Genomic DNA, 23,399 nt, shown 5'->3' on the forward strand with positions numbered 1-23,399 from the left:
ATCATGACCAAGGCTCTCGGTACGAAGGCACTCGACGGGATTCGTGTCCTCGACATGACGCACGTGCAGTCCGGTCCCTCCGCCACGCAGCTGCTCGCCTGGCTCGGCGCGGACGTGGTGAAGCTGGAGGCCCCGTCCGGTGACATCACCCGCAAGCAGCTGCGGGACATCCCAGACGTCGACTCGCTCTACTTCACGATGCTCAACTGCAACAAGCGGAGCATCACCCTGAACACCAAGACCGAGCGCGGCAAGGAGCTGCTGACCGAGCTGATCCGCCGCAGTGACGTGATGGTCGAGAACTTCGGCCCGGGGGCCGTCGACCGGATGGGCTTCACCTGGGAACGGATCCAGGAGATCAATCCACGGATCGTCTATGCCTCCATCAAGGGTTTCGGGGACGGCCCGTACACCGACTTCAAGGCGTACGAGGTCGTCGCTCAGGCCATGGGCGGCTCGATGGCCACCACCGGGTTCGAGGGCGGGCCGCCGCTGGCGACGGGCGCCCAGATCGGTGACTCCGGCACCGGCATCCATGCCGTGGCGGGAATCCTGGCGGCGCTCTTCCAACGCGAGAACACCGGGCGGGGGCAGCGGGTGAACGTCGCGATGCAGCACGCGGTGCTGAACCTCTGCCGGGTGAAGCTGCGGGATCAGCAGAGGCTCGTGCACGGTCCGCTCTCCGAGTATCCCAACGAAGATTTCGGCGAGGAAGTCCCCCGTTCGGGTAATGCTTCGGGCGGCGGGCAGCCGGGCTGGGCGGTGCGCTGCGCGCCCGGCGGTCCGAACGACTACGTGTACGTCATCGTCCAGCCCGTGGGCTGGGCACCGCTCGCGGAGCTCATCGGCCGGCCCGAACTCGCCGAGGACCCGGACTGGGCCACGCCGGAGGCGCGGCTGCCCAGACTCTCCAAGATGTTCCAGCTGATCGAGGAGTGGTCCTCGACGCTGCCCAAGTGGGAGGTCCTGGAGCGGCTGAACGCCAAGGGCGTCCCGTGCGGTCCGATCCTCTCGACCAAGGAGATCATCGAGGACGCCTCCCTGGTCGCCAACGAGATGGTGGTCGAGGTTCCGCACCCCGAGCGCGGCACCTTCACCACGGTGGGCTCCCCGCTCAAGCTCTCCGACTCCCCGGTGGAGGTCGTCAGCTCCCCACTGCTCGGCGAGCACAACGCGGAGGTGTACGTGGGCGAGCTGGGGCTCGGCGACGAAGAGCTGCGGCTGCTGAAGACGAGCGGGGTGATCTAGGTGAGCGCTCACGGCTTCGACGAGCGGGCCGTACGCGAGGTCCTCGACGCGGTCCGGGCGGAGGGACGCACAGCCCTGACCGCGCCCGAGGGGAAGCTTCTCGCCGACGCGTACGGGATCGCCGTGCCGGGCGAGGCCCTCGCCCGGGACGTGGACGAGGCGGTCGCCCAGGCCGACCGGCTCGGCGGGAAGGTCGTCCTGAAGATCGTCTCCCCCGACATCCTGCACAAGACCGACGCGGGCGGTGTGGTGGTCGGGGTGGAGGGCGCGTCGCAGGTCCGCGAGGCGTTCTGCCGGATCGTCGAGAACGCCCGCGCCTACGCGCCGGACGCCCGCATCGACGGGGTGCAGGTGCAGCAACTGCTGCCGCCGGGGCAGGAGGTCATCGTCGGCGCCGTCACCGATCCGGCCTTCGGGAAGGTCGTCGCCTTCGGCCTCGGCGGGGTGCTGGTGGAGGTGCTGAAGGACGTCACCTTCCGGCTGGCCCCGGTGACCGCCGACGAAGCGGTGTCGATGCTGGACTCGATCCGGGCGGCGGAGGTCCTGCGCGGGGTCCGCGGCGCGCCGGCCGTCGACCGCTGGGCGCTCGCCGAGCAGATCAGGCGGGTCTCCCGACTGGTCGCCGACTTCCCGGAGATCGCCGAGGTCGACCTCAACCCGGTGATCGCCACGCCCGAGGGCGCCGTGGCGGCCGACATCCGCGTGATCCTCGGCTCGCAGGCGCCCGCCCCGCGGCGGACCTTCGCCCGCGCGGAGATCCTCCGCTCGATGCGGCGGCTGATGGAGCCGCGCGCGGTGGCCGTGATCGGGGCCTCCAACGAGCGCGGGAAGATCGGCAATTCGGTGATGCGCAACCTCGTCGACGGCGGCTTCCCCGGGGAGATCCATCCGGTGAACCCGCGGGCCGATGACATCCTCGGCCGCAAGGCGTACAAGAGTGTCACGGACGTTCCCGGTGAGGTGGATGTGGCGGTCTTCGCGATCCCCGCCCCGTTCGTGGCGTCGGCGCTCGAGGAGGTGGGCCGCAAGGGCATTCCGAACGCGGTGCTGATCCCGTCCGGCTTCGCCGAGACCGGGGAGCACGCGCTGCAGGACGAGATCGTGGCGGTGGCGGAGCGGTACGGCATCCGGCTCCTCGGCCCGAACATCTACGGGTACTACGCGACCTGGCAGGACCTGTGCGCCACCTTCTGCACGCCGTACGACGTCAAGGGGGGTGTGGCGCTGACCTCACAGTCGGGCGGCATCGGGATGGCGATCCTCGGCTTCGCCCGGGCCACGCGGACGGGTGTGTCGGCGATCGTCGGGCTCGGCAACAAGTCGGACATCGACGAGGACGACCTGCTGACCTGGTTCGGCGAGGATCCCCGTACCGACTGCGTCGCGATGCATCTGGAGGACCTGAAGGACGGGCGGGCGTTCGTCGAGGCGGCCCGGCTGACCGTGCCGAAGAAGCCCGTGATCGTCCTGAAGGCGGGGCGCACCAGCGCCGGCGCGCGGGCGGCCGGTTCGCACACGGGCGCGCTCGCGGGCGACGACGCGGTGTACGACGACATCCTGCGGCAGGCGGGGGTCGTACGGGCGCCGGGGCTGAGCGACATGCTGGAGTACGCGCGGGCGCTGCCCGTGCTGCCGACACCGCGCGGGGACGACGTCGTCGTGATCACCGGCGCCGGCGGTTCCGGGGTCCTGCTGTCGGACGCGATCGTGGACAACGGGCTGCGGCTGATGGAGATCCCGGCCGACCTGGATGCCGCCTTCAAGGCGTTCATCCCGCCCTTCGGAGCGTCCGGCAATCCGATCGACATCACGGGCGGCGAGCCGCCGTCGACGTACGAGGCCACCATCAGGCTCGGCTTGGAGGACCCGCGGATCCACGCGCTCGTCCTCGGCTACTGGCACACCATCGTCACTCCCCCCATGGTGTTCGCCGAGCTCACCGCGCGCGTGGTGGCGGAGTTCCGGGAACGGGGGATCGAGAAGCCGGTCGTGGCCTCTCTCGCCGGCGACGTCGAGGTCGAGGAGGCCTGCCAGTACCTGTTCGAGCGGGGTGTCGTGGCCTACCCGTACACGACGGAGCTGCCGGTGGCGGTGCTCGGCGCGAAGTACCGGTGGGCGCGGGCGGCGGGGTTCCTGGGCGGTGATGCGGTGAGCTGAGCGACAGCTCGAACCACGGGGCTCGCGGCGGCCGCTCGCCGCGGGCCCCGGTGCGAAGGGAACGGACAGGGGGCGCTGGCCAGACTTCTTCCACGCGAGGGGTTCGATCTCCATGACGACAACCGACATCACCACCCCCCTCCCTTACAGGGAGGTGACGGACGCCAACGGCCGTACGTACCGGCTCGGTGAGACCGACGTCGACCTGATGGGCCGCACACGCAAGTGGATGGTCATCCTGCCCTGGGTGGGCATGATGGGCATCAGCTCGGCGGAGTACGCGTTCGCCTCCGCCGAGGACACCCTGCACACCGCGCACAGCTGGAGCAGTGCGCACATCTTCTGGATGCTCGGGGTCTGGGTCTTCTTCCAGGCCGCGGTGGCCTTCCCGGCCGGGAAGCTGCGGGAGAGCGGGCGGTTGCCGGCCCGCTGGGCGATGATGCTGGGCGCCCTGGGCACACTGCTCGGCTATCTCTCGCTCGCCTTCGCCCCGCATGTGATCGTCGCCTATGTCGGCTTCGGGATGTTCAGCGGCATGGGCGCCGGCATGGTCTACGCGACCTGCGTCAACATGGTCGGCAAGTGGTATCCCGAACGGAAGGGCGGCAAGACGGGTTTCGTGAACGGCGGCTTCGCCTATGGCTCGGTGCCCTTCGTCTTCCTCTTCACGGGCTACATGGACCTGACGAACTTCCGCTGGGTGCTGGTCTCCGTCGGGCTCTTCCTGGCCGCGACGGTCGCGGTGGCCGGGTACTTCTTCCAGGACCCGCCGAAGAACTGGTGGCCGCCCCACGTGGATCCGCTGCGGAAGCCGGACGACCCACGCGCGCGGCGGGCCATGGAGAAGAACCCTCCGGCGGTGAAGCAGTACACGCCGATCGAGGCCTGGCGGACCGGGCGGGTCGCGCTGATGTGGTTCTGTCTGCTCTGCACCTCGGGCGTCAACATCTTCGGCATCGCCTTCCAGGTGCCGTTCGGCGACGAGGCGGGCTTCGCGGGCGGGATCGTGGCCACGGCGATGTCACTGAAGGCCATCGTGAACGGCACCGGTCGGGGCGTGATCGGCTGGCTCTCCGACCGCTACGGCCGCAAGCAGTGCCTGATCTTCGTGTGCATCGTCCTGGGGCTCGCCCAGTACGGCATCCTCTGGTCGGGCAACATCCACAACCTGCCGCTGTTCCTGGTCTTCTCCAGCATCTCCGGGTTCGGTGGCGGCGCGATCTTCCCGATGTTCGCGGCGATGACGGCGGACTACTTCGGGGAGAACAACAACGCCTCCAACTACGGCCTGGTCTACAGCTCCAAGCTGGTGTCGGGGCTGCTCGGCTCCGGTATGGGCGCCGTCGTGGTCTCGGCCTGGGACTACTCGGGGGCCTTCGTGCTCGCCGGGTCGATCTCGCTGTTCGCGGGCTTCGTGGCGCTGTTCCTGCACCCGCCCGGGCGGCCGCGGGCCCGCCGGGTAGCGGCGAACCCGCGGCCGATCAGCCGGGACGTGTGAGCGTGACGGCCTGCCGGCTGCTCGGGCAGTTCCGGCTGTACGGGCAGTTACGGCTGGTCGGAGTGCTCCGGCTGGTCGGGGTGCTCCGGCTCAGCGCTGCTTCTCGCGCAGCGAGTGCAGGTGCGCGCTGGACTTGCGGGCGAACGCGAAGGACTCGACGGGGTTGTCGTGTTCCGCCTGCCAGTGGTGCGCGCGGTAGCCGTGGTGGGTGCGGTTCACCGCCGAGATGAAGCGCCGGTAGTCGATGTCTCCGTCCCCGACGTCCGCCATGCGGTAGCCGTCGCGGACGGAGTCGTCCTGTTCGCCGTCCTTCACATGGAAGAGCGGATAGCGGTGGGGCTGGGCGAGGACGTAGTCCAGCGGGTCGAAGGGGGCGGGGGTGCCGTCGGCCCGGCGGGAGAAGCGGAACTGGGCGACGTGCGCCCAGTAGATGTCCATTTCGAGGTGGACGAGGTCGGGGTCGGTCTCGGCGAGCAGGACGTCGTAGAGCCGGACGTTCGGCCGGTCGGTGGCGAAGGAGAACTCTTCGGCGTGGTTGTGCTGGTAGAACTTCATGCCGCGCTTCCTCGCCTCGGCGCCGTACCGGTTGAAGTCCTCGGCGCAGCGCTTCCAGCCGTCGACGGTGGCGCCGTAGCGCCACGGGCCCGACGCTGTGCCGATGTGCGGAAGGCCGAGGGCCTGGGCGTCGTCGAGGACCTTGTCGAGGTTCTGCGCGAAGGTGTACGCGTTCGGGTCGCCGTCGTTGTAGTAGCCGACGTGGCTGCCGATGCCGCGCAGGCCGTGTTCGCGGGTGAGCTTCTTGAGTTCGGCGAGGGTGATCGGTCCTGCGGAGCCCTGGCTGTACCCGGCGAACTCGACCTCGTCGTAGCCGTACTTGCTCAGTTCGGCGAAGACCGCGGCGAAGCCGAGGGTGGAGACCTTGTCGCGGAGGGAGTAGAGCTGGATGCCGAGGCGGCCTGGCGGGAGGACGGGCCGGCCCTTTCCGTGGTGGTGGTCACCGTCCTTGCCGGGGCCGCGGTCGGTCGAGTCGGCGGCCGCGGCCTGGGGCGCGGCCGCTCCGAGCAGGGCGGCGGCGGTGGTGCCGGCGGCGACGCCGAGCATGTTCCGTCTGCTGAGCTTGCGGCTCAGCTCCGGGTCCGGGGTGGTGGGCGAGATGCGGCGGGAGCGGGTCATCTGTGGATAACTCCTCGTTGTCGGTGGTCTCTGCTTCACTGGAGATCGGTCAGGAAAGACCGGCCAGTCGGAGCAAGAGGGACTTCACATCGGTGGCCGCTACGCGGCCGCTCACAGCGCGGGGGGTGGAGCACAGGATGAGCGGACCTTCGTCGTCGCTCGTGGGGAGGCGGCCATGGCTGCCGCGAATAGGTGAGGGGTCCAGGGGGACCACCGCGAGCCGGTAACGCATGCCGAGCTTCTTGCGGGCGATCGCCTTCGCCGCCCTGACCCGTACGTACGGATCGAGCGGGTCCATGAAGAGTTCGGCGGGGTCGTAACCGGGTTTCCGGTGGATCTCGACGAGCTGGGCGAAGTCGGGCGCGAGCGTGTCGTCGAGCCAGTAGTAGTACGTGAACCACGCATCGGGCTCGGCGAGGGCGACCAGTTCGCCCGAGCGGGGGTGGTCGAGACCGTGCTCCTTCTTGCCCTCGTCGTCCAGGAGCCGCTCAACGCCGGGCAGCCCGGCGAGGGTCTCGCGGACGGTGTCGAGGTCCTCGGGGCGGCGGACGTAGACATGGGCGAGCTGGTGGTCGGCGACCGCGAAGGCGCGCGAGGTCATCGGGTCCAGGTACTCCATGCCGTCCTGGGTGTGGACCTCCAGGAGGCCTGCGCGGCGCAGGGCGCGGTTGATGTCGACGGGCCGGCTGACGCGGGTGATGCCGTACTCGGAGAAGGCGACGACCGTGCGGCCTTCGGCTCGGGCGTCGTCGAGGAGGGGGGCGAGGGCGGTGTCCAGGTCGGCCGCGGCGCGCAGCGCGCGCGGGTCGTCCGGGCCGTATCGCTGGAGGTCGTAGTCCAGGTGCGGGACGTAGGCGAGAGCGAGGTCCGGGTGGCGGGTGCGGAGGATGTGGCGGGTCGCGTCGATGATCCATCGGCTGGAGATCAGGTCGGCGCCCGGGCCCCAGAAGTGGAAGAGGGGGAAGGTGCCGAGTTCCTTGGTGAGTTCGTCGTGGAGGGCGGGTGGTCGGGTGTAGCAGTCGGGTTCCTTGCGGCCGTCGGCGTAGTAGACGGGACGGGGGGTGACGGCGATGTCGGTGTCGGCGCCCATGGCGTACCACCAGCAGATGTTGGCGACGGTGTAGCCGGGGTGGGCGCGGCGGGCGGCGTCCCAGAGCCGGTCGCCGGAGACGAGGCCGTTGTGCTGGCGCCAGAGCAGGACGTCGCCGAGTTCACGGAAGTACCAGCCGTTGGCGACGATGCCGTGCTCGGAAGGGAGGGTGCCGGTGAGGAAGGTGGTCTGCGCGGTGCAGGTGACGGCCGGCAGGACGGTGGTGAGCGGGGCCTGTGAGCCGGCCGCGCCGAGGGCCCGCAGGCGGGGCATGTGCTCCAGCAGGCGGGGGGTGAGACCGACGACGTCGAGGACGAGGAGGGGGGTGGGCCGGGTGTCGCCGCGTGGGCTGGTCATGGCAGTTCCTTGAGGCCGAGGTCGGTCAGCAGGTCGCGGGCCAGGGTGAGTTCGGCGGCGATGCCGTCGGCGAGGCGGGCGCGGTTGCGGGGGCGCCGGTCCGCCGGGAGTGCCTGCCAGGTGTAGGTCTCGACCTCCAGGTGGTGGGTGCGGGGGCGCGGGCCGCCGAGGAGGAGGGCGAGGGTGGTGCGGAGGAGCGGAAGAGTGGAGGTGAGTGGAGGCTCGGGCGGGGCGTGCAGGGGGACGTGGAAGTGGGAGCGCCAGGGGGCGCCGTCGGGGAGGGCCCGGCCGGAGACGGCTTCGGGCAGGTCGTCGGTGCCGCGCAGTCCGGCGGCGGTCCTGGTGCGGGTCTGGTGGAGGAAGCGGGGCTCGGCGAAGGCGGCGAGCGCGGCGCGGACCTCCGGGAGATGGGGGTGCTCGGCGTGCAGGGCGGCGGAGAGCTGGGCCTTGACGACGGGGATGCCGGCGGCGCCGAGGGCTTCCAGAGCGGTGGTCGGGTCTTCGAAGGAGGTGGCGAGATGACAGGTGTCGAGGCAGACGCCGACGCGGGGGCTTGAGACGGCGGTGAGGGGGGCGATCGCGTCGGCGGTGGTCTCGACCGTGCAGCCGGGTTCCGGTTCGAGGCCGATCCGGATGCTCTTCCCGGTGAGTTCCTCCAGGGCGTCGAGGCGTTCGGCGAGGGTGGTCAGCGCGGCGAGGGCGGTCGCCTCGGCGCCGGAGTCGAAGGAGGTGCGCCAGGCGAGCGGAAGAGTGGAGACGGAGCCCTCGGTGACGTCGTCGGGGAGGAGGGCGGCGAGCAGCCGGGCCAGGTCCCCGGTGTGGGCGAGACGTTCGGGGCGGGTCCAGTCCGGCTGGTAGACGCGGTACTTGACCTCCGCGGCGCCGAAGCCCTCGTACGGGAAGCCGTTGAGGGTGACGACCTCCAGGCCTCGGCGGTCGATCTCGGCGCGGAGGGTGCGCAGCGAGCCGGGGTCGTTGATCAGGGCCTGGGCGGCGTCCCGGGCGAGCCAGAGGCCGATGCCGAGGCGGTCACGGCCGAGGCGCCGACGGACGGGTTCGCAGTGGTCGCGCAGTTGGTCGAGAACGCCGTCGAGGGTCTCGGCGGGGTGGACGTTGGTGCAGTAGGCGAGGTGGACGGTGGAGCCGTCCGGATGGCGGAAGCGCATCGGTCGGCCCGCCTCATTCCCCGCCGCGGAGGACGGAGTTGCCCAGATGGGTCGGGGCGTCGGAGGAAGGAGGGGCGAGATCGAGGCGGCCGCTGAGGCCGTAGAAGGCGACGGGGTTGCGCCACAGCACGCGGTCGACGTCGTCGTCGGAGAAGCCGGCGGCGAGCATGGCGTCGCCGACCTTGCGGGTCTTCAGCGGGTCGCTGTTGCCCCAGTCGGCGGCCGAGTTGACCAGGACCCGGTCCAGGCCGTGGTCCTTGAGCACGGCGACCATGCGGTCCTCGTCCATCTTGGTGTCGGGGTAGACGGAGAAGCCGAGCCAGGCGCCGCTGTCGGCGGCCTCCTTGACGGTCGTCTCGTTGAGGTGGTCGAGCAGCACCCGGTCGGGGGCGAGGTCGGACTCGCGGACCACGTCGAGGGTCCGGCGCAGCCCGGCGAGCTTGTCCCGGTGCGGGGTGTGGACGAGGGCCGGCAGGCCGTGGTCGGCGGCGAGCTGGAGCTGTGCGGTGAGGGCGGTGTCCTCCGCGGGGGTCATGGAGTCGTAGCCGATCTCGCCGACGGCGACGACGTTGTCCTTGACGAGGTACCGGGGCAGGAGGTCGAGAACGGGGGTGCAGCGGGGGTCGTTGGCCTCCTTGGGGTTGAGGGCGAGGGTGCAGTGGTGGGCGATGCCGTACTGGGCGGCCCGGAAGGGTTCCCAGCCGAGGAGGGAGTCGAAGTAGTCGACGAAGGAGTGGGGTGAGGTGCGGGGCTGGCCGAGCCAGAAGGCGGGCTCGACCAGGGCGCGGACTCCGGCGTCGTACATCGCGCGGTAGTCGTCCGTGGTGCGCGAGGTCATGTGGATGTGGGGGTCGAAGATGCGCATCAGGACTCCTCGGGGCGGGCCGTGGGGGTGGTGAGGGCGAGGACGCGGGGGAGGTCGGTGGGGACGGGGCGGCCGGCGGCGGTGCGTTCGGTGGCGTAGGCGGTGAGCATCCGGGCGAGTTCGGAGTCACCGCGGGCGCGGTCGTGGAGTCCGGCGACGGTGTCGAGGGGGACGCCGGTGAAGAGGCACTTGAGGACGGCGTGCCGCCAGGGGTGGGGGGCGAGGTGGGCGGCGGCGTAGGGGCCGAGGGCGGCGGCGATCAGGTGGGTGTCGTGGGTGCGCAGGGCGTCCTCGACGAGGGGCAGGGCCTCGGGGCCCGTGACGAGGGAGGGGAGGGCGAGGAGGACGGCGCGGCGCTCGGGTGCCGATCCCTGCTGGTAGAGCCGGGTGAGGACGGCCGGGTCGGCGCGGGCCGCGCGGAGCAGGGCGACACGGACGGAGTCGGCGTGTTCCGGGCCGCAGTGCCGGCCGGCGGAGGCGAAGCGCAGCTCCCAGAGGGCGGTGTGGTCGGTGGCGGCGGTGAGGGCCTCGTCGAACCAGGCCCGGGCGGTCGGGTTCAGCATGTCGGCTCCCTCGGTGGGATGGGGTGGCCTGAGGGGCCGGGCTGTCCGGAGTGGCCGCGCAGGAACGCGAGGGAGGAGCGGGCGAGTTCCGGGCCCGCGTGGGAGTGGCGGGGCAGTTCGACGACCGTCAGGCCCTGGTAACCGGCGGCGGTGAGTTCGGCGAGGGCGGCGAGGACGGGTGGGAAGTCGATCTCGCCGTCGCCGAACGGGAGGTGCTCGTGGACCCCGCGGCGCATGTCCTCGATCTGGACGTGGTGCAGCCAGGGTGCGGCGGCCCGGACGCAGTCGGCAGGCGACGCGGGCTCCAGGCACTGGCAGTGGCCGATGTCGAGGGTGAGGCCGAGATGGCGGGGGTCCGGGTCGCCGAGGAGCGAACGGAGGGTGTGGAAGTCGTCGAGGGTGGCGAGGAGGTGACCCGGTTCGGGCTCGACGGCGAGGGGGACCCGGGCGGCGGCCGCCGCTTCGAGGACGGGAGCGAGGGATTCCGCCAGGCGCTTCCAGGCGGTCTCGTCCGTGGTCCCGACCGGGGTGACGCCGCTGAAGCAGTGCACGGCGTGGGCGCCGAGGTCGGCGGCCACCCGGACCGCGCGGAGCAGGAGACCGACGCGGGCGGCACGGGCCTCGGGGTCCGGGTCGAGCAGTGACGGGCCGTGCTTACGGCGGGGGTCGAGGACATAGCGGGCGCCGGTCTCGACGGTCACCCCGAGACCGACGGCGTCCAGGCGCCGGGCCACCTGGGCGGTGCGGGCGGCGAGTTCGGGGGCGAGGGGGTCGAGGTGCATGTGGTCGAGGGTGAGGCCGACGCCCTCGTACCCGAGGTCGGCGAGGACGGCGAGAGCGTCGTCGAGCCGGAGGTCGGTGAGGCCGTTGGTGCCGTACCCGAGGCGGATGCCCGGCGGGGTGGGGGTGGAGGTGGAGGTGCGGGCGGGGTTGAGGATCGGGGTGGGGGCGGGTCCGGGTGTGTGGTGTGCACTCATGTCGGGCTCACCTTCCGGGCGAGGGCTCGGGCGAGGGGGGCGAGGCCGAGCACCAGAAGTGCGGTGCCCGGCGCGCCCGACCGGGCGGCGAGGGTGGCCTGGAGCGGGATCAGGGCACGGATGCCGGCGCCGACGGAGCGCTGGGTGAGGGGCGGTGACGGGTTGAGGGCCGCGTGGAGGAGGGGGGTGGCGGGGGTGCGGGCGTAGGTGGCGGCGAGGGCCGCCGTGACCAGCGGGCCCGCCGCGGCGGCGACCCGCGCGCTGGCCGGAGTAGCAGGTCGCGCGGTGGCCGGAGCAGCGACCCGCGCGCTCGCCGGAGCAGCGGGTCGCGCGGTGGCCGGAGTAGCGGGCCGCGCGGTGGCCGGGGTGGCGGGTCGCGTCTGGGAGCCGGTGGCGGCCGGGGCGGTGGGTCCGCCCGCCACGGCGGCTCCCCGGGCCGTCGCCGGGGCGATGGGGCGCCCGGCGGCCGGGAGCGTGGGCTGCTTCGAGGGGCGGGTCGTGAGGGCCGCGAGGGTCAGGGTGGTCGCGAGGGCCAGCAGGGGGGTGCGGGTCGAGCCGCCCTGGGTCTCGTGGCGGGAGACCGCGGTGACCGCGTAGGTGTGGGCGCCGACGGCGCCGGCCGCGCCCAGGGCCGCGGCTCGGGGGGCGCGGAGAGCGCAGGAGTTCGCCGTGGCGACCGCGCCGAGGAGGACGTCCAGGGCGCGGGCCGCGGCCATCGTGGCGGGGGCCGCCGGGGTGTGCTTGAGGTGGAGGTCGTACGCCCAGACCGTCGCCGTCAGCGCGGTGGCCGTGGCCAGGGCGGGGCGGCCCGCGCGGGCGGCGAGCGCGAGCCCGGCGGCCGTCAGGACGGCGGAGGCGGCGAGGGCGGCGCGCGGGGTGACGCGGCCGGAGGGGAGGGGGCGCCCCGGGCGGTCCACGGCGTCCTCGGCGCGGTCCGCCCAGTCGTTGAGCGCCATGCCCGCCTCGTACAGGCACAGGGAGGAGCCGATGGCGAGGAGGGTGGAGCGGTTGGGGCGCAGGCCGGCCGCCGCCGCGCCCGCGAGGGCGTCGCCGGGCACGGTGGCGAGGGCGGAGACCCGCAGCAGTTCCGCCCAGGCCGTGACGCGTCCGCGCGCCCGGCTCACCGGGCCTCCCCCAGGCGGGCCGCGAAGGAGACGAGGCGGGCGTACTGGTCCGCGAGGCCCGCGGGGGCCTCGCCCTCCGGATCCTTGAAGTAGAAGGCGAGGTCGGAGAGAGGACCGGAGAGGCCGTTCTCGTGGGCACGGGCGGTCAGCCGGGCCAGGTCCAGGACGAGGGGCGCGGCGAGGGCCGAGTCGCACCCCTGCCACGTGGTCTGGAGGACCATCCGGGAGCCGAGGAAGCCCTCGAAGGCGATGTGGTCCCAGGCCGTCTTCCACTCCCCCAGGGCCGGGACGTCGTCGATGTGGACCTCGCCCTCGGGGGCGTGGCCGAAGACGTCCGCGAGGACCCGTTCCTTGCCCGCGTTCTTGGCGGCCGCGGCGGCCGGGTCGGCGAGGGCCGCGCCGTCTCCGCCGCCCAGCAGGTTGGTGCCGGACCAGGCCCGTACGGTCAGGGCGCGCTGGAGGAACATCGGGGCGAGGACGGAGCGCAGCAGGGTCTGGCCGGTCTTGCCGTCGCGGCCCGCGTGGGGAAGGCCGCTCGCCGCGACGGTGTCGGTGAGGGCGGGGTGGCGCAGCCCGGTCGAGGGGGTGAAGTTGACGTAGGGGCAGCCGGCGCGGAGCGCGGCGGCGGCGTAGAGGGAGCTGGGCGGGAGCCCGGCGCCCCCCGACGCCGGCTCCGTGGAGGCAACATTGATCACGACGACGCGGTCCAGTTCCAGCCGGATCCTGAAGTCCGTCAGGTCGGCGGCGAAGGAGGTGATCAGCTCCTCCTCCGTGCGCGTGTCGCCGGGCAGCGGGCCACCGGGGCGGATCTCCGCGTCGGCGGCGCCCAGTTCGGCCGCGACGGCCGGGGCGAGGCCGTGCGGGAGGACGCCCGCGACGGTGAGGTGCTCGGCCCGCTTGGGCAGCGGACACGTCGCCGTGTCGTGTCCGCCGAAGACGAGGGAGGCGAGGGGCGGGAGTCCGGCGGAGGCGAAGGGGGCGGTCTCCGTCACCATGCCGGTCGGTGGGTGCAGGCCGGCCGTGGCGGCCGCGCAGCCCGCGACCGCCGTGGTGGCGACGGAGCCTCTCGCTCCGACCAGCCAGATTCCCGTGCGTGTTCCTGTGGATGTCACGACCCTGCCTCCCTGGACTGTGGTGGAGACGGCGGGCGGGGGGTACGGCGCCTCCCCGCCCGCCGCCGACTGGGCAGGGGGCTCTACGAGGGGAGCTCCCTGAGCTTGATGGCGCGGAAGGACACCTGGTCGGCGGCTCCGTGGTTCTGGATGCCGATGTGGCCGTCCTTGAGGCTCCGTGCCGGGTCGGTGTTGGTGAAGTCGTTGATCTTCACCCCGTTGAGGAACACCTGGAGGCGTTCGCCCTGGACGCGGATCTCGTAGCTGTTCCACTGGCCCGGCGGCCTGAGCACGGCGTCGCGGGCCGCGAGGTTGGCGGACTTGAAGCCGTAGACCGCTCCGGTGGTGCGGTCGGCGGCGTCGGTCGCGTCGATCTGGATCTCGTAGCCCTTGTTCACCGCCGACCAGGGGTCGTCGGAGGCGGGGAAGCCGACGAAGATGCCGGAGTTGTCGTCGCCCGCCGCCTTCCAGTCGAGCGTCAGCGAGTAGGAGGAGAACTCCTTGGCCTGGTACCAGAGCATCCCCATGCCGCCGACCGAGCGCAGTTCACCGTCGACGACGTCGAAGCTGCCCGGTCCGGCCTGCTTCCAGCCCTCGCGGGTCTCTCCGTTGAAGAGCTCGCGGTAGCCGGTCTGCGGCCGGCAGTCGGCCGCGGTCTGCCCGGTGGCGTACCGCAGTCCGCCGAGGAGGTGCTGCCGGAAGGCCGGCTCGGCGTAGGACTCCTTGGTGTGGCCGCCGCCGGTGTAGAAGGACCGCCCGCCGCCGTAGGACTTGCACCAGGCGATCGGGTGGTCGCCCTTCATGGTGCCGCCCTCGTAGGTGGTCTCGTCGAGGGTGGCGAGGATCCGGGCCTGACCGCGCGGGTTGGTGCGGTAGTTGTACCACTCGTCGGTGCGCTGCCAGGTGGCGTCGAGGTGCTCGGTGGCCGGGTGGTCGTGGTCCTCGACGCGTACGGTGGCCGGCTGGATCTGCGGGTGCGACTGGAAGTGGGCGCCGACGAGGCCGCCGTAGAACTCCCAGTCGTACTCGGTGTCGGCGGCCGCGTGGATGCCCATGTAGCCGCCGCCGGTGGAGACGTAGTGCTCGAAGGCGGTCTGCTGTTCGGCGTTGAGGACGTCACCGGTGGTGGAGAGGAAGACCACGGCGTCGTAGCGGGCGAGGTTGTTGGTGGTGAACTGGCGGGGCTCCTCGGTCGCGTCGACGGTGATGCCGCTCTGCGCGCCGAGTTCCTTCAGCGCGGTGACTCCGGTGCCGATGGAGTCGTGCCGGAAGCCGGCGGTACGGGAGAACACGAGGACGCGCTTGGCGTTCCGGTCGATCGGGGCGCTGGAGATCGTGAAGTCGTCCACGTCGTAGAGGGCGCCCGCTCCGCCCTTGAAGACGAGGAAGAGTTCGGTGGTCGTGCGGGGCACGTTCCGCAGGGGTACGTCGATGTCCTGGAAGGTCTCCCAGCCGCCGGTGACGGGGACGGGCGCCGAGCCGTGCAGGGTGCCGGTGGGCGAGCCGGTGCGGACTTCGAGGAAGCCGCCCGCGCCGCCGGAGGAGACCCGGGCGGTCAGCTTGGTGGCCCCGGCGAGGTTGTAGGGCTTGAGCGAGATCCAGTCGCCGTTGTCGATGTCGCCGACGGTCCGTCCGCCGTTCGCCTCGGCCTTGTCGTACGTACGGATGCCCTGCTGGCCGTCGAAGTGCTCGGCCTGGCGGTGGCGCGGCTGGAGCTTGGCCTGGTCGTGGGTGGTGAGCGCGGCCTGGCCGCCGCCTCCGCCGTCGGTGTACTCGGCGTCGAAGACGGCGAAGATGTTGGCGTCGTCGTCGTGGCCGCCGTCGGCGGAGGTCTTGATGGTGCCGGAGCAGCCGTTGGCCGAGGTGACCGGGTGGCCGTGGCTGTCGTGGCCGAGGACGTAGGTGACCTTGACCTTGGCGCAGTCGATCGCGCCGTCCTCCGGGTCGGTGACCGTGACCTTGAAGGGCACCTCGTCACCGAAGGCGAACAGGGCGCCTTCCGCCGGGAGTTCGAGGGTGACCTTGGGTGCGGTGTTGCCGACGACGACCCGGACGGAGGCCGAACCGGTGCGTCCGGTCGTGTCCTTCGCGGTCACGGTCGCGGTGTAGGTGCCGTTCTTCCGGTACGTGTAGGTGGGGTTGGCGGCCGTGGACGTGCCGCCGTCGCCGAACTCCCAGCTGTAGGTGAGGGCGTCGCCGTCGTCGTCGGTGGTGCCGGCGGAGGAGAAGGCGACCTTCAGCGGTGACGTGCCGGACGTCTTGTTCGCGCTCGCCTCGGCAACCGGGGAGCGTCCGCCGGTGGCGTTCTCGATGCGGTAGAGCCCGGAGTTGTGGTCGCCGCCGAACCAGGCGGTGCCGTAGTCGAGGACGTACAGGGCTCCGTCGGGGCCGAAGGCCATGTCCATCACCTGGGTGCCGGTCCACGGCACGGGGTTGATGGACTGCACGGTGCCGTCGGCGCCCTGCTCGACGCGCTTGATCCAGCGCCGGCCGAACTCCCCGGCGAAGAAGTCGCCGTCGTAGGCCTCGGGGAACTTGACCGGGGAGGTGGAGGCGGGGTCGTAGCGGTAGACGGGTCCGCCCATCGGGGACTCGGATCCGGTGCCGAACTCCGGTACGGAGCCGCCGTCGTAGGGGAGCCAGGCGGGTTCGGCAGGCGGGAGGTCGACGAGTCCGGTGTTGTACGGCGAGTCGTTCTTCGGCGCGGCGCAGTCGAAGGCGGCGCCGGAGACCTTGGTCGCGAAGTCGTAGTCGACGTAGGCGTCGTTCTTGCCGGTGCAGAACGGCCAGCCGAAGTTGCCGGGCTTGGTGATCCGGGCGAACTCGACCTGGCCGGCGGGTCCGCGCTTGGGGTCGGCGGCGCCCGCGTCGGGGCCGTAGTCGCCGACGTAGAGGATGCCGGTCGCCTTGTCGACGCTGAAGCGGAACGGGTTGCGGAAGCCCATCGCGTAGATCTCGGGGCGGGTCTTGTCGGTGCCGGGGGCGAAGAGGTTGCCGTCGGGGACGGTGTACGAGCCGTCCGCGGCGACCTTGATCCGCAGGATCTTGCCGCGCAGGTCGTTGGTGTTGCCGGAGGTCCGCCGGGCGTCGAACGCGGGGTTGCGGCCGGGGCGTTCGTCGATGGGGGTGAAGCCGTCGGAGGCGAAGGGGTTGGAGTCGTCGCCGGTCGACAGGTAGAGGTTGCCCTGCGCGTCGAAGTCGATGTCGCCGCCGACGTGGCAGCAGATGCCCCGGGTGGCGGGGATGTCGATGACCTTCTTCTCGCTGGCGTTGTCGAGGGTGCCGTCCGCCTTCAGCGTGAAGCGGGAGAGGCGGTTGACGCCCTCGTACTGCGCGAAGTCGGCCGCCGTGCCGTTCTCGGGGGCGTCCCCGGCGGGGGTGTCGAGCGGCGGGGCGTAGTAGAGGTAGAGGGCCTTGTTCGTGGCGAAGTCCGGGTCCAGGCCGATGCCCTGGAGGCCTTCCTCGTCGTGGGAGTAGACGGGGACGGTACCGATGACCGTGGTGTTGCCGGCGGCGTCGGTGCGACGCAGCTCGCCGCCCCGCGAGGTGTGCAGGACGCTCCGGTCGGGGAGCACGGCGAGCGACATCGGTTCGCCGACCTCCTCGCCGCCCTTGGCGAGGGTGACCTGCTGGAACTCCTCCGCGGCGGCCGCGGGGGCGGCGGTGCCGTTCTCGGTCTCCGCGGCGAGGGCCTGCTGGCCGCCGAGGGCGAGGAGTCCGGCGGCGAGGAGGGCGAGGGGCTTTCTGGCTCGGGGGCGTTTCTTGCTGTGCACGAATGTCCTCCGGAGTAGGGCCGGGTGGGTGCGGGTGTCCGGGGACCGGCGCGCGCCGTCACGCTGGTCGCAACCTTCACGCGTTCACAGATACGTCATGTACACATCAGGGACGGTAGCGGGGTTCGTCCGGGCCGGAAAGCCCTTGCGCACCGCTCCCGTCGAACTTTTCACCGCGACAGGACAAAGCCGGGTGAGGGCAGGGCGGGGCCGCCCGGGTGACGTCGCCGCCACCCGGGCTCCCAGCTGCGTACACAGGCAGTCCTCGGTCTAGTCGCGGCCACCGAACGCCGCGTCGAAGGAGGCCGAGGGCGGGTCGAAGTCGAAGCGCTTGAGGTGGGCAAGCGCTTCCGGAGCGCCGGTGAGACGGTCCATCCCGGCGTCCTCCCACTCCACCGAGACGGGCCCCACGTAGCCGATCGAGCGGAGCATCCGGAAGACGTCCTCCCACGGCACGTCACCGTGGCCGGCCGAGACGAAGTCCCAGCCGCGCCGGGGGTCGCCCCACGGCAGGTGCGAGCCGAGCCGCCCGTTGCGTCCGTCGAGCCGCTTGCGCGCCTCCTTGCAGTCCACGTGGTAGATCCGGTCGCGGAAGTCCCAGAGGAAGCCGACAGGGTCCAGGTCCTGCCAGACGAAATGGCTCGGGTCGAAGTTCAGCCCGAAGGCCGGCCGGCGGTCCACCGCGTCGAGGGCCCGCTGGGTGGTCCAGTAGTCGTACGCGATCTCGCTCGGATGGACCTCGTGCGCGAACCGCACACCCTCCGCGTCGAACACGTCCAGGATCGGGTTCCAGCGCTCCGCGAAGTCCTCGTAGCCGCGCTCGATCATGCGCTCGGGGACCGGCGGGAACATCGCCACCAGGTGCCAGATCGACGAGCCGGTGAAGCCGATGACGGTGTCGACGCCGAGCGCGGCGGCGGCCCGGGCGGTGTCGGCCAGTTCGCGCGCCGCCCGCCGCCGTACGCCCTCCGGCTCCCCGTCGCCCCAGATCCGGGCCGGCACGATCGCCTGGTGGCGCTCGTCGATGGGATGGTCGCAGACCGCCTGGCCGACCAGATGGTTGGAGATCGCCCAGCACTTCAGGCCGTACTTCTCGAGGAGGGCGTGGCGGCCCTCCACGTACGACGGGTCGGCGAGGGCCTTGTCGACCTCGAAGTGATCGCCCCAGCAGGCGAGTTCGAGGCCGTCGTAGCCGAAGTCGCGGGCGAGCCGGCAGACCTCCTCGAGCGGCAGGTCGGCCCACTGGCCGGTGAACAGGGTGAAGGGACGGGACACGGTCGACGGCCTCCTAGACCTGGACGGGGGTGTAGACGGCGTTCTTCTCGGCGCTCTCCTCCACGGCGGCGAGCACCCGCTGCACCTGGAGCCCGTCCGCGAACGACGGGACAGGACCGGTCCCGTGCGCGACGGCGAGGACCAGGTCGCGGGCCTGGTGGACGAAGGTGTGCTCGTAGCCGAGGGCATGACCGGGCGGCCACCAGCCCTCCAAGTACGGATGGCCGGGCTCGGTCACGAGGATCCGGCGGAAGCCCGCGGCGACGGCCGGCTCGGTGTGGTCGTGGAACGAGAGCTCGTTGAGCCGCTCCAGGTCGAAGGCGAGCGAACCCTTCTCGCCGTTGAGCTCGATCCGCAGCGCGTTCTTCCGCCCGGCGGCCATCCGGGTCGCCTCGAAGGAGGCGAGCGCCCCGGACGCCAGCCGCCCGGTGAACAGCGCCGCGTCGTCCACCGTCACCGCCCCGTACGCCGCTCCCCCGGCGGCGCCGGAGAGTCCCGCGGACACGCCCGCGAGCAGCGGCCGCTCCCGCACGAAGGTCTCGGTGAGCGCCGAGACCCCGACCAGGAGCTCCCCCGCGAGGTACTGGGCGAGGTCGACGGCGTGCGCACCGAGGTCGCCGAGAGCCCCGGACCCGGCGTGCGCGCGCTCCAGGCGCCAGGTCAGCGGGAAGCCCGGGTCGACGAGCCAGTCCTGCAGATAGGTGACCCGCACGTGCCGCAGCGCGCCGAGCCTGCCCTCGGCGACGAGCCGGCGGGCGTACGCGAGGGCCGGCACCCGCCGGTAGTTGAAGCCGACCATGGCGACCTGGCCCCGGGCCGCCGCCGCCTCGGCGGCGGCGACCATGGCCTCGGCCTCGGCGACGGAGTTGGCGAGCGGCTTCTCGCACAGGACGTGCTTGCCCGCCTCCAGGGCGGCGACCGCGATCTCGGCGTGGCTGTCGCCCGGGGTGCAGACGTCCACGAGCTGGACGTCGTCCCGGGCGACCAGGGCGCGCCAGTCGGTCTCGGCGGCGGCCCAGCCGTGCTTGTCCGCGGCCGCCCGTACGGCGGCCCGGTCCCGGCCGGCGACAGCGGCGAGGACGGGCCGCAGCGGCAGGTCGAAGACGCGCCCCGCGGTGCGCCACGCCTGGGAGTGGGCGGCGCCCATGAAGGCATAGCCGACCATGCCGATGCCGAGCGTCGGCGCCGCGCCGGCCGCCTCGCCCACCTCGACGGTCTCGGCCGCCTCGACCGTCGCGGCCGTCGTCGACGTCCGGGCTGCCGTCGGCGTGGTCTCGTCGCCTTCGCTCTCCCGCTGTTCCATAGGGTTCCTCCTCGTCGGTTGCACGGTGGGGGGTGCCGGGCTCGGGCCGGCGGCCCGGGCCCGCTCAGCTGAAGCCGGTGGGCAGGTACTCGTCGACGTTCTCCTTGGTCACGACGGCCGAGTAGAGGGTGAGGGAGGCCGGGATCTCCAGCTCGGACAGGCCGCCGACACCCTTCTTCTGGCCCAGCGCACGCGCCAGGTCGATCGCGGAGGCGGACATGGTCGGCGGGTAGAGGACGGTGGCCTTGAGCACCCCGTCGTCGGCCTTGATGGCGTCCATCGCGGACTTGGCGCCCGCGCCGCCGACCATCAGGAAGTCCTTGCGGCCGGCCTGGGCGATGGCCCGCAGCGCGCCCACACCCTGGTCGTCGTCGTGGTTCCACAGGGCGTCGAACTTCGGCTGGGCCTGCAGGAGTTGTGCCATCTTGGCCTGGCCGGACTCGACGGTGAAGTCGGCCGCCTGCCGGGCCACCTTGCGGATGTTGGGGTAGTTCTTGAGGGCGTCGTCGAAGCCCTGGGTGCGCTGCTTGGTCAGCTCCAGGCTGTCCATGCCCGCGAGTTCGATCACCGTGGCGTTCGGCTTGTCCTTGAGCTGCTCGCCGATGTAGCGGCCGGCGTTGAGCCCCATGCCGTAGTTGTCGCCGCCGATCCAGCAGCGGTAGGCCTGCGGAGAGGCGAAGATCCGGTCCAGGTTGATGACGGGGATGCCGGCCTTCATGGCCTGGAGGCCGACCTGTGTGAGGGCCTTGCCGTCGGCGGGCAGGATGACGAGGACGTCGACCTTCTTGTTGATCAGGGTCTGGATCTGGCCGATCTGCACGGCCGTGTCGTTGGAGCCCTCGGTGATCTCCAGGGTCACCTCGGAGTACTTCTTCGCCCGGTCCTTGGCGTTCTGGTTGATGGCGTTGAGCCAGCCGTGATCGGCCTGGGGGCCGGCGAAACCGATGGTGACGGGAGTGCCGGGCTTGTCGTCGGCGGCGGGCACGTTGCTCGCGGCCGGGGCCTGGCTCTTGGGCTCGTTGCTGGTGCAGGCGGTGAGGAGGGCTCCGGCCGAGACGGCGGCGGTGCCGAACAACAGTCCTCTGCGGCTGGTTTCTGGCATGGCGATGGTTCCCTTCGGGGGGTGAGGGAGAGATGTGCCGGGTACGGGGGGGGCGGGGTCAGGTGGTTTCGCCGTGGCGGGCGGTGCGGTGCTGGACCAGGACGGCGGCGACGATGATCGCGCCCTTGGCGATCTGCTGGACGTCGCTCTGCAGGTTGTTGAGCGCGAAGATGTTGGTGATCGTGGTGAAGACGAGGACGCCGAGGACGGAGCCGACGATGGTGCCCCGGCCGCCGCTGAGAAGGGTGCCGCCGATGATCGCGGCGGCGATGGCGTCGAGTTCGTACAGGTTGCCGTTGGTGTTCTGGCCCGAGCCGGAGAGGATGATCAGCAGGAAGGCCGCGATGCCGCAGCACAGGCCGGAGAGCAGATAGAGGTAGAGGCGCTGGCGGCGGACGTCGATGCCGGCGAGGCGGGCGGCCTCCGCGTTGCCGCCGACGGCGACGGTGCGGCGGCCGAAGGTGGTCCGGTTGAGAACCAGCCAGCCGAGGACGGTGACGGCGGCGAAGACCAGGACGAGCGGCGGGATCCCCAGGATGTAGGCGTCCGGGATGCCGAGGTCGAGGACCGATTCGACGCTGACGATCTGGGTGCGGCCGTCGGTGATCTGCAGGGCGAGGCCGCGGGCCGAGGCGAGCATGGCGAGGGTCGCGATGAACGGGACCATCCCGCCGTACGCGACGAGCAGCCCGTTCACCAGGCCGCACCCGACCCCCACCACGACGGCCGTGAAGAGGATGCCGGCGAATCCGTACTCCTGGGTCGCCAGCGTCGTCGCCCACACGGAGGCGAGGGCGACGATCGCGCCGACCGAGAGGTCGATGCCGCCGCTGGTGATGACGAAGGTCATGCCGACGGTGACGACGCCGATCACGGAGGCCTGGGTCAGCACGAGTTGGAGGTTGGAGACGGCGAGGAACTCGTCGGGGCGGGTGAGTCCGCCGACCGCGATCAGGACGGCGAGGACGCCGAGCAGGGAGAGGTTGCGGACATCGGCCCGCAGACCGAGCGGGCGCCGGCCGCCGTCCTGCGCCGACGCCCCGGCGGTCTTGGCGGTCTTGGCGGTGGACAGCGTCATGAGCGGGGGCTCCCTTCCATCACGAGGTCGAGTACGCGGTGTTCGTCGAGCTCCCGGGCGGGTGCCGTGTGGACGACCCGGCCCTCCCTGAGCACCAGGACCCGGTCGGCGAGGCCCAGCACCTCGGGGACCTCGCTCGACACCAGGAGGACGGCGAGTCCGTCGTCCGCGAGGCGCCGGATGACGGCGTACAGCTCGGCGCGGGCGCCGACGTCCACGCCGCGGGTCGGCTCGTCCAGCAGCAGGACGCGGCAGCCGCGCAGCAGCCAGCGGGCGAGGACGGCCTTCTGCTGGTTGCCGCCCGAGAGGGTGCGGACCGGGACGTCGGGGTTCTCCGGGCGGAGCGACAGCTCCCGGGTGGCCGCCCGGGCGGCCTCGCGTTCGCCGGTACGGTCGATCCAGCCGGCGCGGGCGAAACGGGCGAGCGTGGACACCGAGACGTTGCGGGTGACGGACTCCAGCATCAGCAGGCCCTGGGCCTTGCGTTCTTCGGGGGCGAGACCGAGTCCGGCGCGCACGGCGGCGCGTACGCTGCCGGGGCGCAGGGCCCGGCCGTCGACGAGGACCTGGCCCGCTCCGGCCTTCCTGGCGCCGTAGATCGTCTCCAGGATCTCGGAGCGTCCTGATCCGACGAGGCCGGCGAGGCCGACGATCTCCCCGGGCCGCAGTTCGAGGTCGACGGCTTCGAACTCGCCTTCCCTGGCGAGTCCTCGGACCTGGAGCACCGGCGCGGCGGCGGGCGGTTCGGCGGGACGCGGCGGGAAGACGTACTCGACGTTCCGGCCGGTCATCAGGGAAACGATGTCACGCGTCGGAGTCGAGGCGGCGGGCAGCCCGCCGGCGACGGCGCGGCCGTCCTTGAGCACGGTGACCCGGTCGCCGATGCGGCGGATCTCCTCCAGGCGGTGGGAGATGTAGACGACGGCGACACCTGCGGAGGTGAGGTCGGCGACGATACGGAACAGGTTGTCGACCTCGTCGGGGTCGAGGGCGGCGGACGGCTCGTCCATGACGATGAGCCGGACGTCGTGGGAGAGGGCACGGGCCATCGACACGATCTGCTGCTGCGCGGCGGAGAGTTCGCCGACACGGCGGGCCGGGTCGATCTCGGGGTGGCCGAGCCGCTTCAGGAGGGCGGCCGTGGCGGTACGGGCGGCGCGGCCGCGGACGATGAATCCCGCGCTGGTGGGTTCGTGTCCGAGGTGGACGTTCTCGGCGACGGACAGCCCTTCGACCAGGTCGAGTTCCTGGTAGATGGTGGCGATGCCGAGCCGCATGGCGGCGATCGGGGAGCGGAGCTGGACGGGTTCGCCGCGCCAGGTGATCCGGCCGCCGTCCGGCTGGTGGGCGCCTGCGAGGACCTTGATGAGGGTGGACTTCCCGGCACCGTTCTGCCCGAGGAGGCAGTGCACCTCGCCGGGGGCGACCTCCAGGTCGACGCCGTCGAGGGCGCGGACCCCGGGGAAGGACTTGGTGATGGCGGACATGGTGAGCAGGGGTGGGGGCCCATGGGAATCTCGGGGGTCGTGGGGCCCTTG

Annotated in this window: 17 protein-coding genes; 3 read left to right on the forward strand and 14 right to left on the reverse strand. The window is 72.0% G+C overall.

What is annotated here, in order from left to right; translation table 11 throughout:
• Positions 1-3 precede the first annotated feature (3 nt).
• The 3 genes from frc (at position 4) to AB0E14_RS00590 (ending at position 4,903) form a co-directional block, all read left to right on the forward strand.
• Positions 4-1,248 carry a formyl-CoA transferase gene (gene frc, locus AB0E14_RS00580; RefSeq protein WP_362409753.1) on the forward strand — a complete coding sequence of 415 codons (1,245 nt, stop codon included), beginning with the start codon at positions 4-6 and terminating at the stop codon, positions 1,246-1,248.
• Complete coding sequence (locus tag AB0E14_RS00585) at positions 1,249-3,405, forward strand: acetate--CoA ligase family protein (protein WP_362409755.1); 2,157 nt, start codon at positions 1,249-1,251, stop codon at positions 3,403-3,405.
• 112 nt (positions 3,406-3,517) lie between these two features.
• The gene (locus AB0E14_RS00590; RefSeq protein ID WP_362409757.1) at positions 3,518-4,903 is read left to right on the forward strand and encodes an OFA family MFS transporter; all 1,386 of its coding nucleotides are present in this window, start codon (positions 3,518-3,520) and stop codon (positions 4,901-4,903) included.
• 90 nt (positions 4,904-4,993) lie between these two features.
• Here AB0E14_RS00590 and AB0E14_RS00595 read toward each other — a convergent pair whose 3' ends face one another.
• From AB0E14_RS00595 to AB0E14_RS00660, 14 genes are all read right to left on the reverse strand, one after another.
• Positions 4,994-6,076, reverse strand: a complete 1,083-nt coding sequence (locus AB0E14_RS00595; RefSeq protein WP_362409759.1) for a sugar phosphate isomerase/epimerase — start codon at positions 6,074-6,076, stop codon at positions 4,994-4,996.
• 49 nt (positions 6,077-6,125) lie between these two features.
• A complete protein-coding gene (locus tag AB0E14_RS00600; RefSeq protein ID WP_362409761.1) occupies positions 6,126-7,523 on the reverse strand; it encodes a nucleotide pyrophosphatase/phosphodiesterase family protein in 1,398 nt (465 codons plus the stop codon).
• Positions 7,520-8,689, reverse strand: coding sequence for a metabolite traffic protein EboE (eboE, locus tag AB0E14_RS00605; protein WP_362409763.1), 1,170 nt, complete (start codon positions 8,687-8,689; stop codon positions 7,520-7,522). The genes AB0E14_RS00600 and eboE overlap by 4 nt, the downstream gene beginning before the upstream one ends.
• Before the next feature lie 13 nt (positions 8,690-8,702).
• The gene (locus tag AB0E14_RS00610) at positions 8,703-9,554 is read right to left on the reverse strand and encodes a TatD family hydrolase (RefSeq protein ID WP_362409765.1); all 852 of its coding nucleotides are present in this window, start codon (positions 9,552-9,554) and stop codon (positions 8,703-8,705) included.
• Positions 9,554-10,117 carry an EboA domain-containing protein gene (locus AB0E14_RS00615; protein ID WP_362409767.1) on the reverse strand — a complete coding sequence of 188 codons (564 nt, stop codon included), beginning with the start codon at positions 10,115-10,117 and terminating at the stop codon, positions 9,554-9,556. The genes AB0E14_RS00610 and AB0E14_RS00615 overlap by 1 nt, the downstream gene beginning before the upstream one ends.
• Entirely contained in the window at positions 10,111-11,094 is a 984-nt protein-coding gene (locus AB0E14_RS00620; protein ID WP_362409769.1) for a sugar phosphate isomerase/epimerase family protein, read from the reverse strand. Before AB0E14_RS00620 ends, AB0E14_RS00615 begins: the two co-directional genes overlap by 7 nt.
• Positions 11,091-12,218, reverse strand: a complete 1,128-nt coding sequence (locus AB0E14_RS00625; RefSeq protein ID WP_362409771.1) for an SCO3242 family prenyltransferase — start codon at positions 12,216-12,218, stop codon at positions 11,091-11,093. Before AB0E14_RS00625 ends, AB0E14_RS00620 begins: the two co-directional genes overlap by 4 nt.
• Positions 12,215-13,330 (reverse strand): inositol-3-phosphate synthase, encoded by a 1,116-nt coding sequence (locus AB0E14_RS00630; RefSeq protein ID WP_362409773.1) that lies wholly within the window; start codon positions 13,328-13,330, stop codon positions 12,215-12,217. Before AB0E14_RS00630 ends, AB0E14_RS00625 begins: the two co-directional genes overlap by 4 nt.
• 83 nt (positions 13,331-13,413) lie before the next feature.
• The gene (locus tag AB0E14_RS00635) at positions 13,414-17,103 is read right to left on the reverse strand and encodes a ThuA domain-containing protein (RefSeq protein ID WP_362409775.1); all 3,690 of its coding nucleotides are present in this window, start codon (positions 17,101-17,103) and stop codon (positions 13,414-13,416) included.
• Positions 17,104-17,373: 270 nt separating this feature from the next.
• The gene (locus AB0E14_RS00640; RefSeq protein ID WP_362409777.1) at positions 17,374-18,378 is read right to left on the reverse strand and encodes a sugar phosphate isomerase/epimerase family protein; all 1,005 of its coding nucleotides are present in this window, start codon (positions 18,376-18,378) and stop codon (positions 17,374-17,376) included.
• Between the two features lie 13 nt (positions 18,379-18,391).
• The gene (locus AB0E14_RS00645; RefSeq protein ID WP_362410330.1) at positions 18,392-19,543 is read right to left on the reverse strand and encodes a Gfo/Idh/MocA family oxidoreductase; all 1,152 of its coding nucleotides are present in this window, start codon (positions 19,541-19,543) and stop codon (positions 18,392-18,394) included.
• Between the two features lie 202 nt (positions 19,544-19,745).
• The gene (locus AB0E14_RS00650; protein WP_362409779.1) at positions 19,746-20,783 is read right to left on the reverse strand and encodes a substrate-binding domain-containing protein; all 1,038 of its coding nucleotides are present in this window, start codon (positions 20,781-20,783) and stop codon (positions 19,746-19,748) included.
• 58 nt (positions 20,784-20,841) lie between these two features.
• Entirely contained in the window at positions 20,842-21,861 is a 1,020-nt protein-coding gene (locus tag AB0E14_RS00655; protein ID WP_362409781.1) for an ABC transporter permease, read from the reverse strand.
• The gene (locus AB0E14_RS00660) at positions 21,858-23,348 is read right to left on the reverse strand and encodes a sugar ABC transporter ATP-binding protein (RefSeq protein WP_362409783.1); all 1,491 of its coding nucleotides are present in this window, start codon (positions 23,346-23,348) and stop codon (positions 21,858-21,860) included. The genes AB0E14_RS00655 and AB0E14_RS00660 overlap by 4 nt, the downstream gene beginning before the upstream one ends.
• Positions 23,349-23,399 lie beyond the last annotated feature (51 nt).

The sequence above is a fragment of the Streptomyces sp. NPDC047981 genome, assembly GCF_040653315.1.
Classification (GTDB): domain Bacteria; phylum Actinomycetota; class Actinomycetes; order Streptomycetales; family Streptomycetaceae; genus Streptomyces.

What these genes read in the sequence shown, in the direction of transcription:
- frc (WP_362409753.1), top strand. Translation starts at nt 4, where the DNA reads ATGACCAAGGCTCTCGGTACGAAGGCACTCGACGGGATTCGTGTCCTC.
- AB0E14_RS00590 (WP_362409757.1), top strand. Translation starts at nt 3,518, where the DNA reads ATGACGACAACCGACATCACCACCCCCCTCCCTTACAGGGAGGTGACG.
- AB0E14_RS00595 (WP_362409759.1), bottom strand. Translation starts at nt 6,076, where the DNA reads ATGACCCGCTCCCGCCGCATCTCGCCCACCACCCCGGACCCGGAGCTG.
- AB0E14_RS00600 (WP_362409761.1), bottom strand. Translation starts at nt 7,523, where the DNA reads ATGACCAGCCCACGCGGCGACACCCGGCCCACCCCCCTCCTCGTCCTC.
- eboE (WP_362409763.1), bottom strand. Translation starts at nt 8,689, where the DNA reads ATGCGCTTCCGCCATCCGGACGGCTCCACCGTCCACCTCGCCTACTGC.
- AB0E14_RS00610 (WP_362409765.1), bottom strand. Translation starts at nt 9,554, where the DNA reads ATGCGCATCTTCGACCCCCACATCCACATGACCTCGCGCACCACGGAC.
- AB0E14_RS00615 (WP_362409767.1), bottom strand. Translation starts at nt 10,117, where the DNA reads ATGCTGAACCCGACCGCCCGGGCCTGGTTCGACGAGGCCCTCACCGCC.
- AB0E14_RS00620 (WP_362409769.1), bottom strand. Translation starts at nt 11,094, where the DNA reads ATGAGTGCACACCACACACCCGGACCCGCCCCCACCCCGATCCTCAAC.
- AB0E14_RS00645 (WP_362410330.1), bottom strand. Translation starts at nt 19,543, where the DNA reads ATGGTCGGCTATGCCTTCATGGGCGCCGCCCACTCCCAGGCGTGGCGC.
- AB0E14_RS00650 (WP_362409779.1), bottom strand. Translation starts at nt 20,783, where the DNA reads ATGCCAGAAACCAGCCGCAGAGGACTGTTGTTCGGCACCGCCGCCGTC.
- AB0E14_RS00655 (WP_362409781.1), bottom strand. Translation starts at nt 21,861, where the DNA reads ATGACGCTGTCCACCGCCAAGACCGCCAAGACCGCCGGGGCGTCGGCG.
- AB0E14_RS00660 (WP_362409783.1), bottom strand. Translation starts at nt 23,348, where the DNA reads ATGTCCGCCATCACCAAGTCCTTCCCCGGGGTCCGCGCCCTCGACGGC.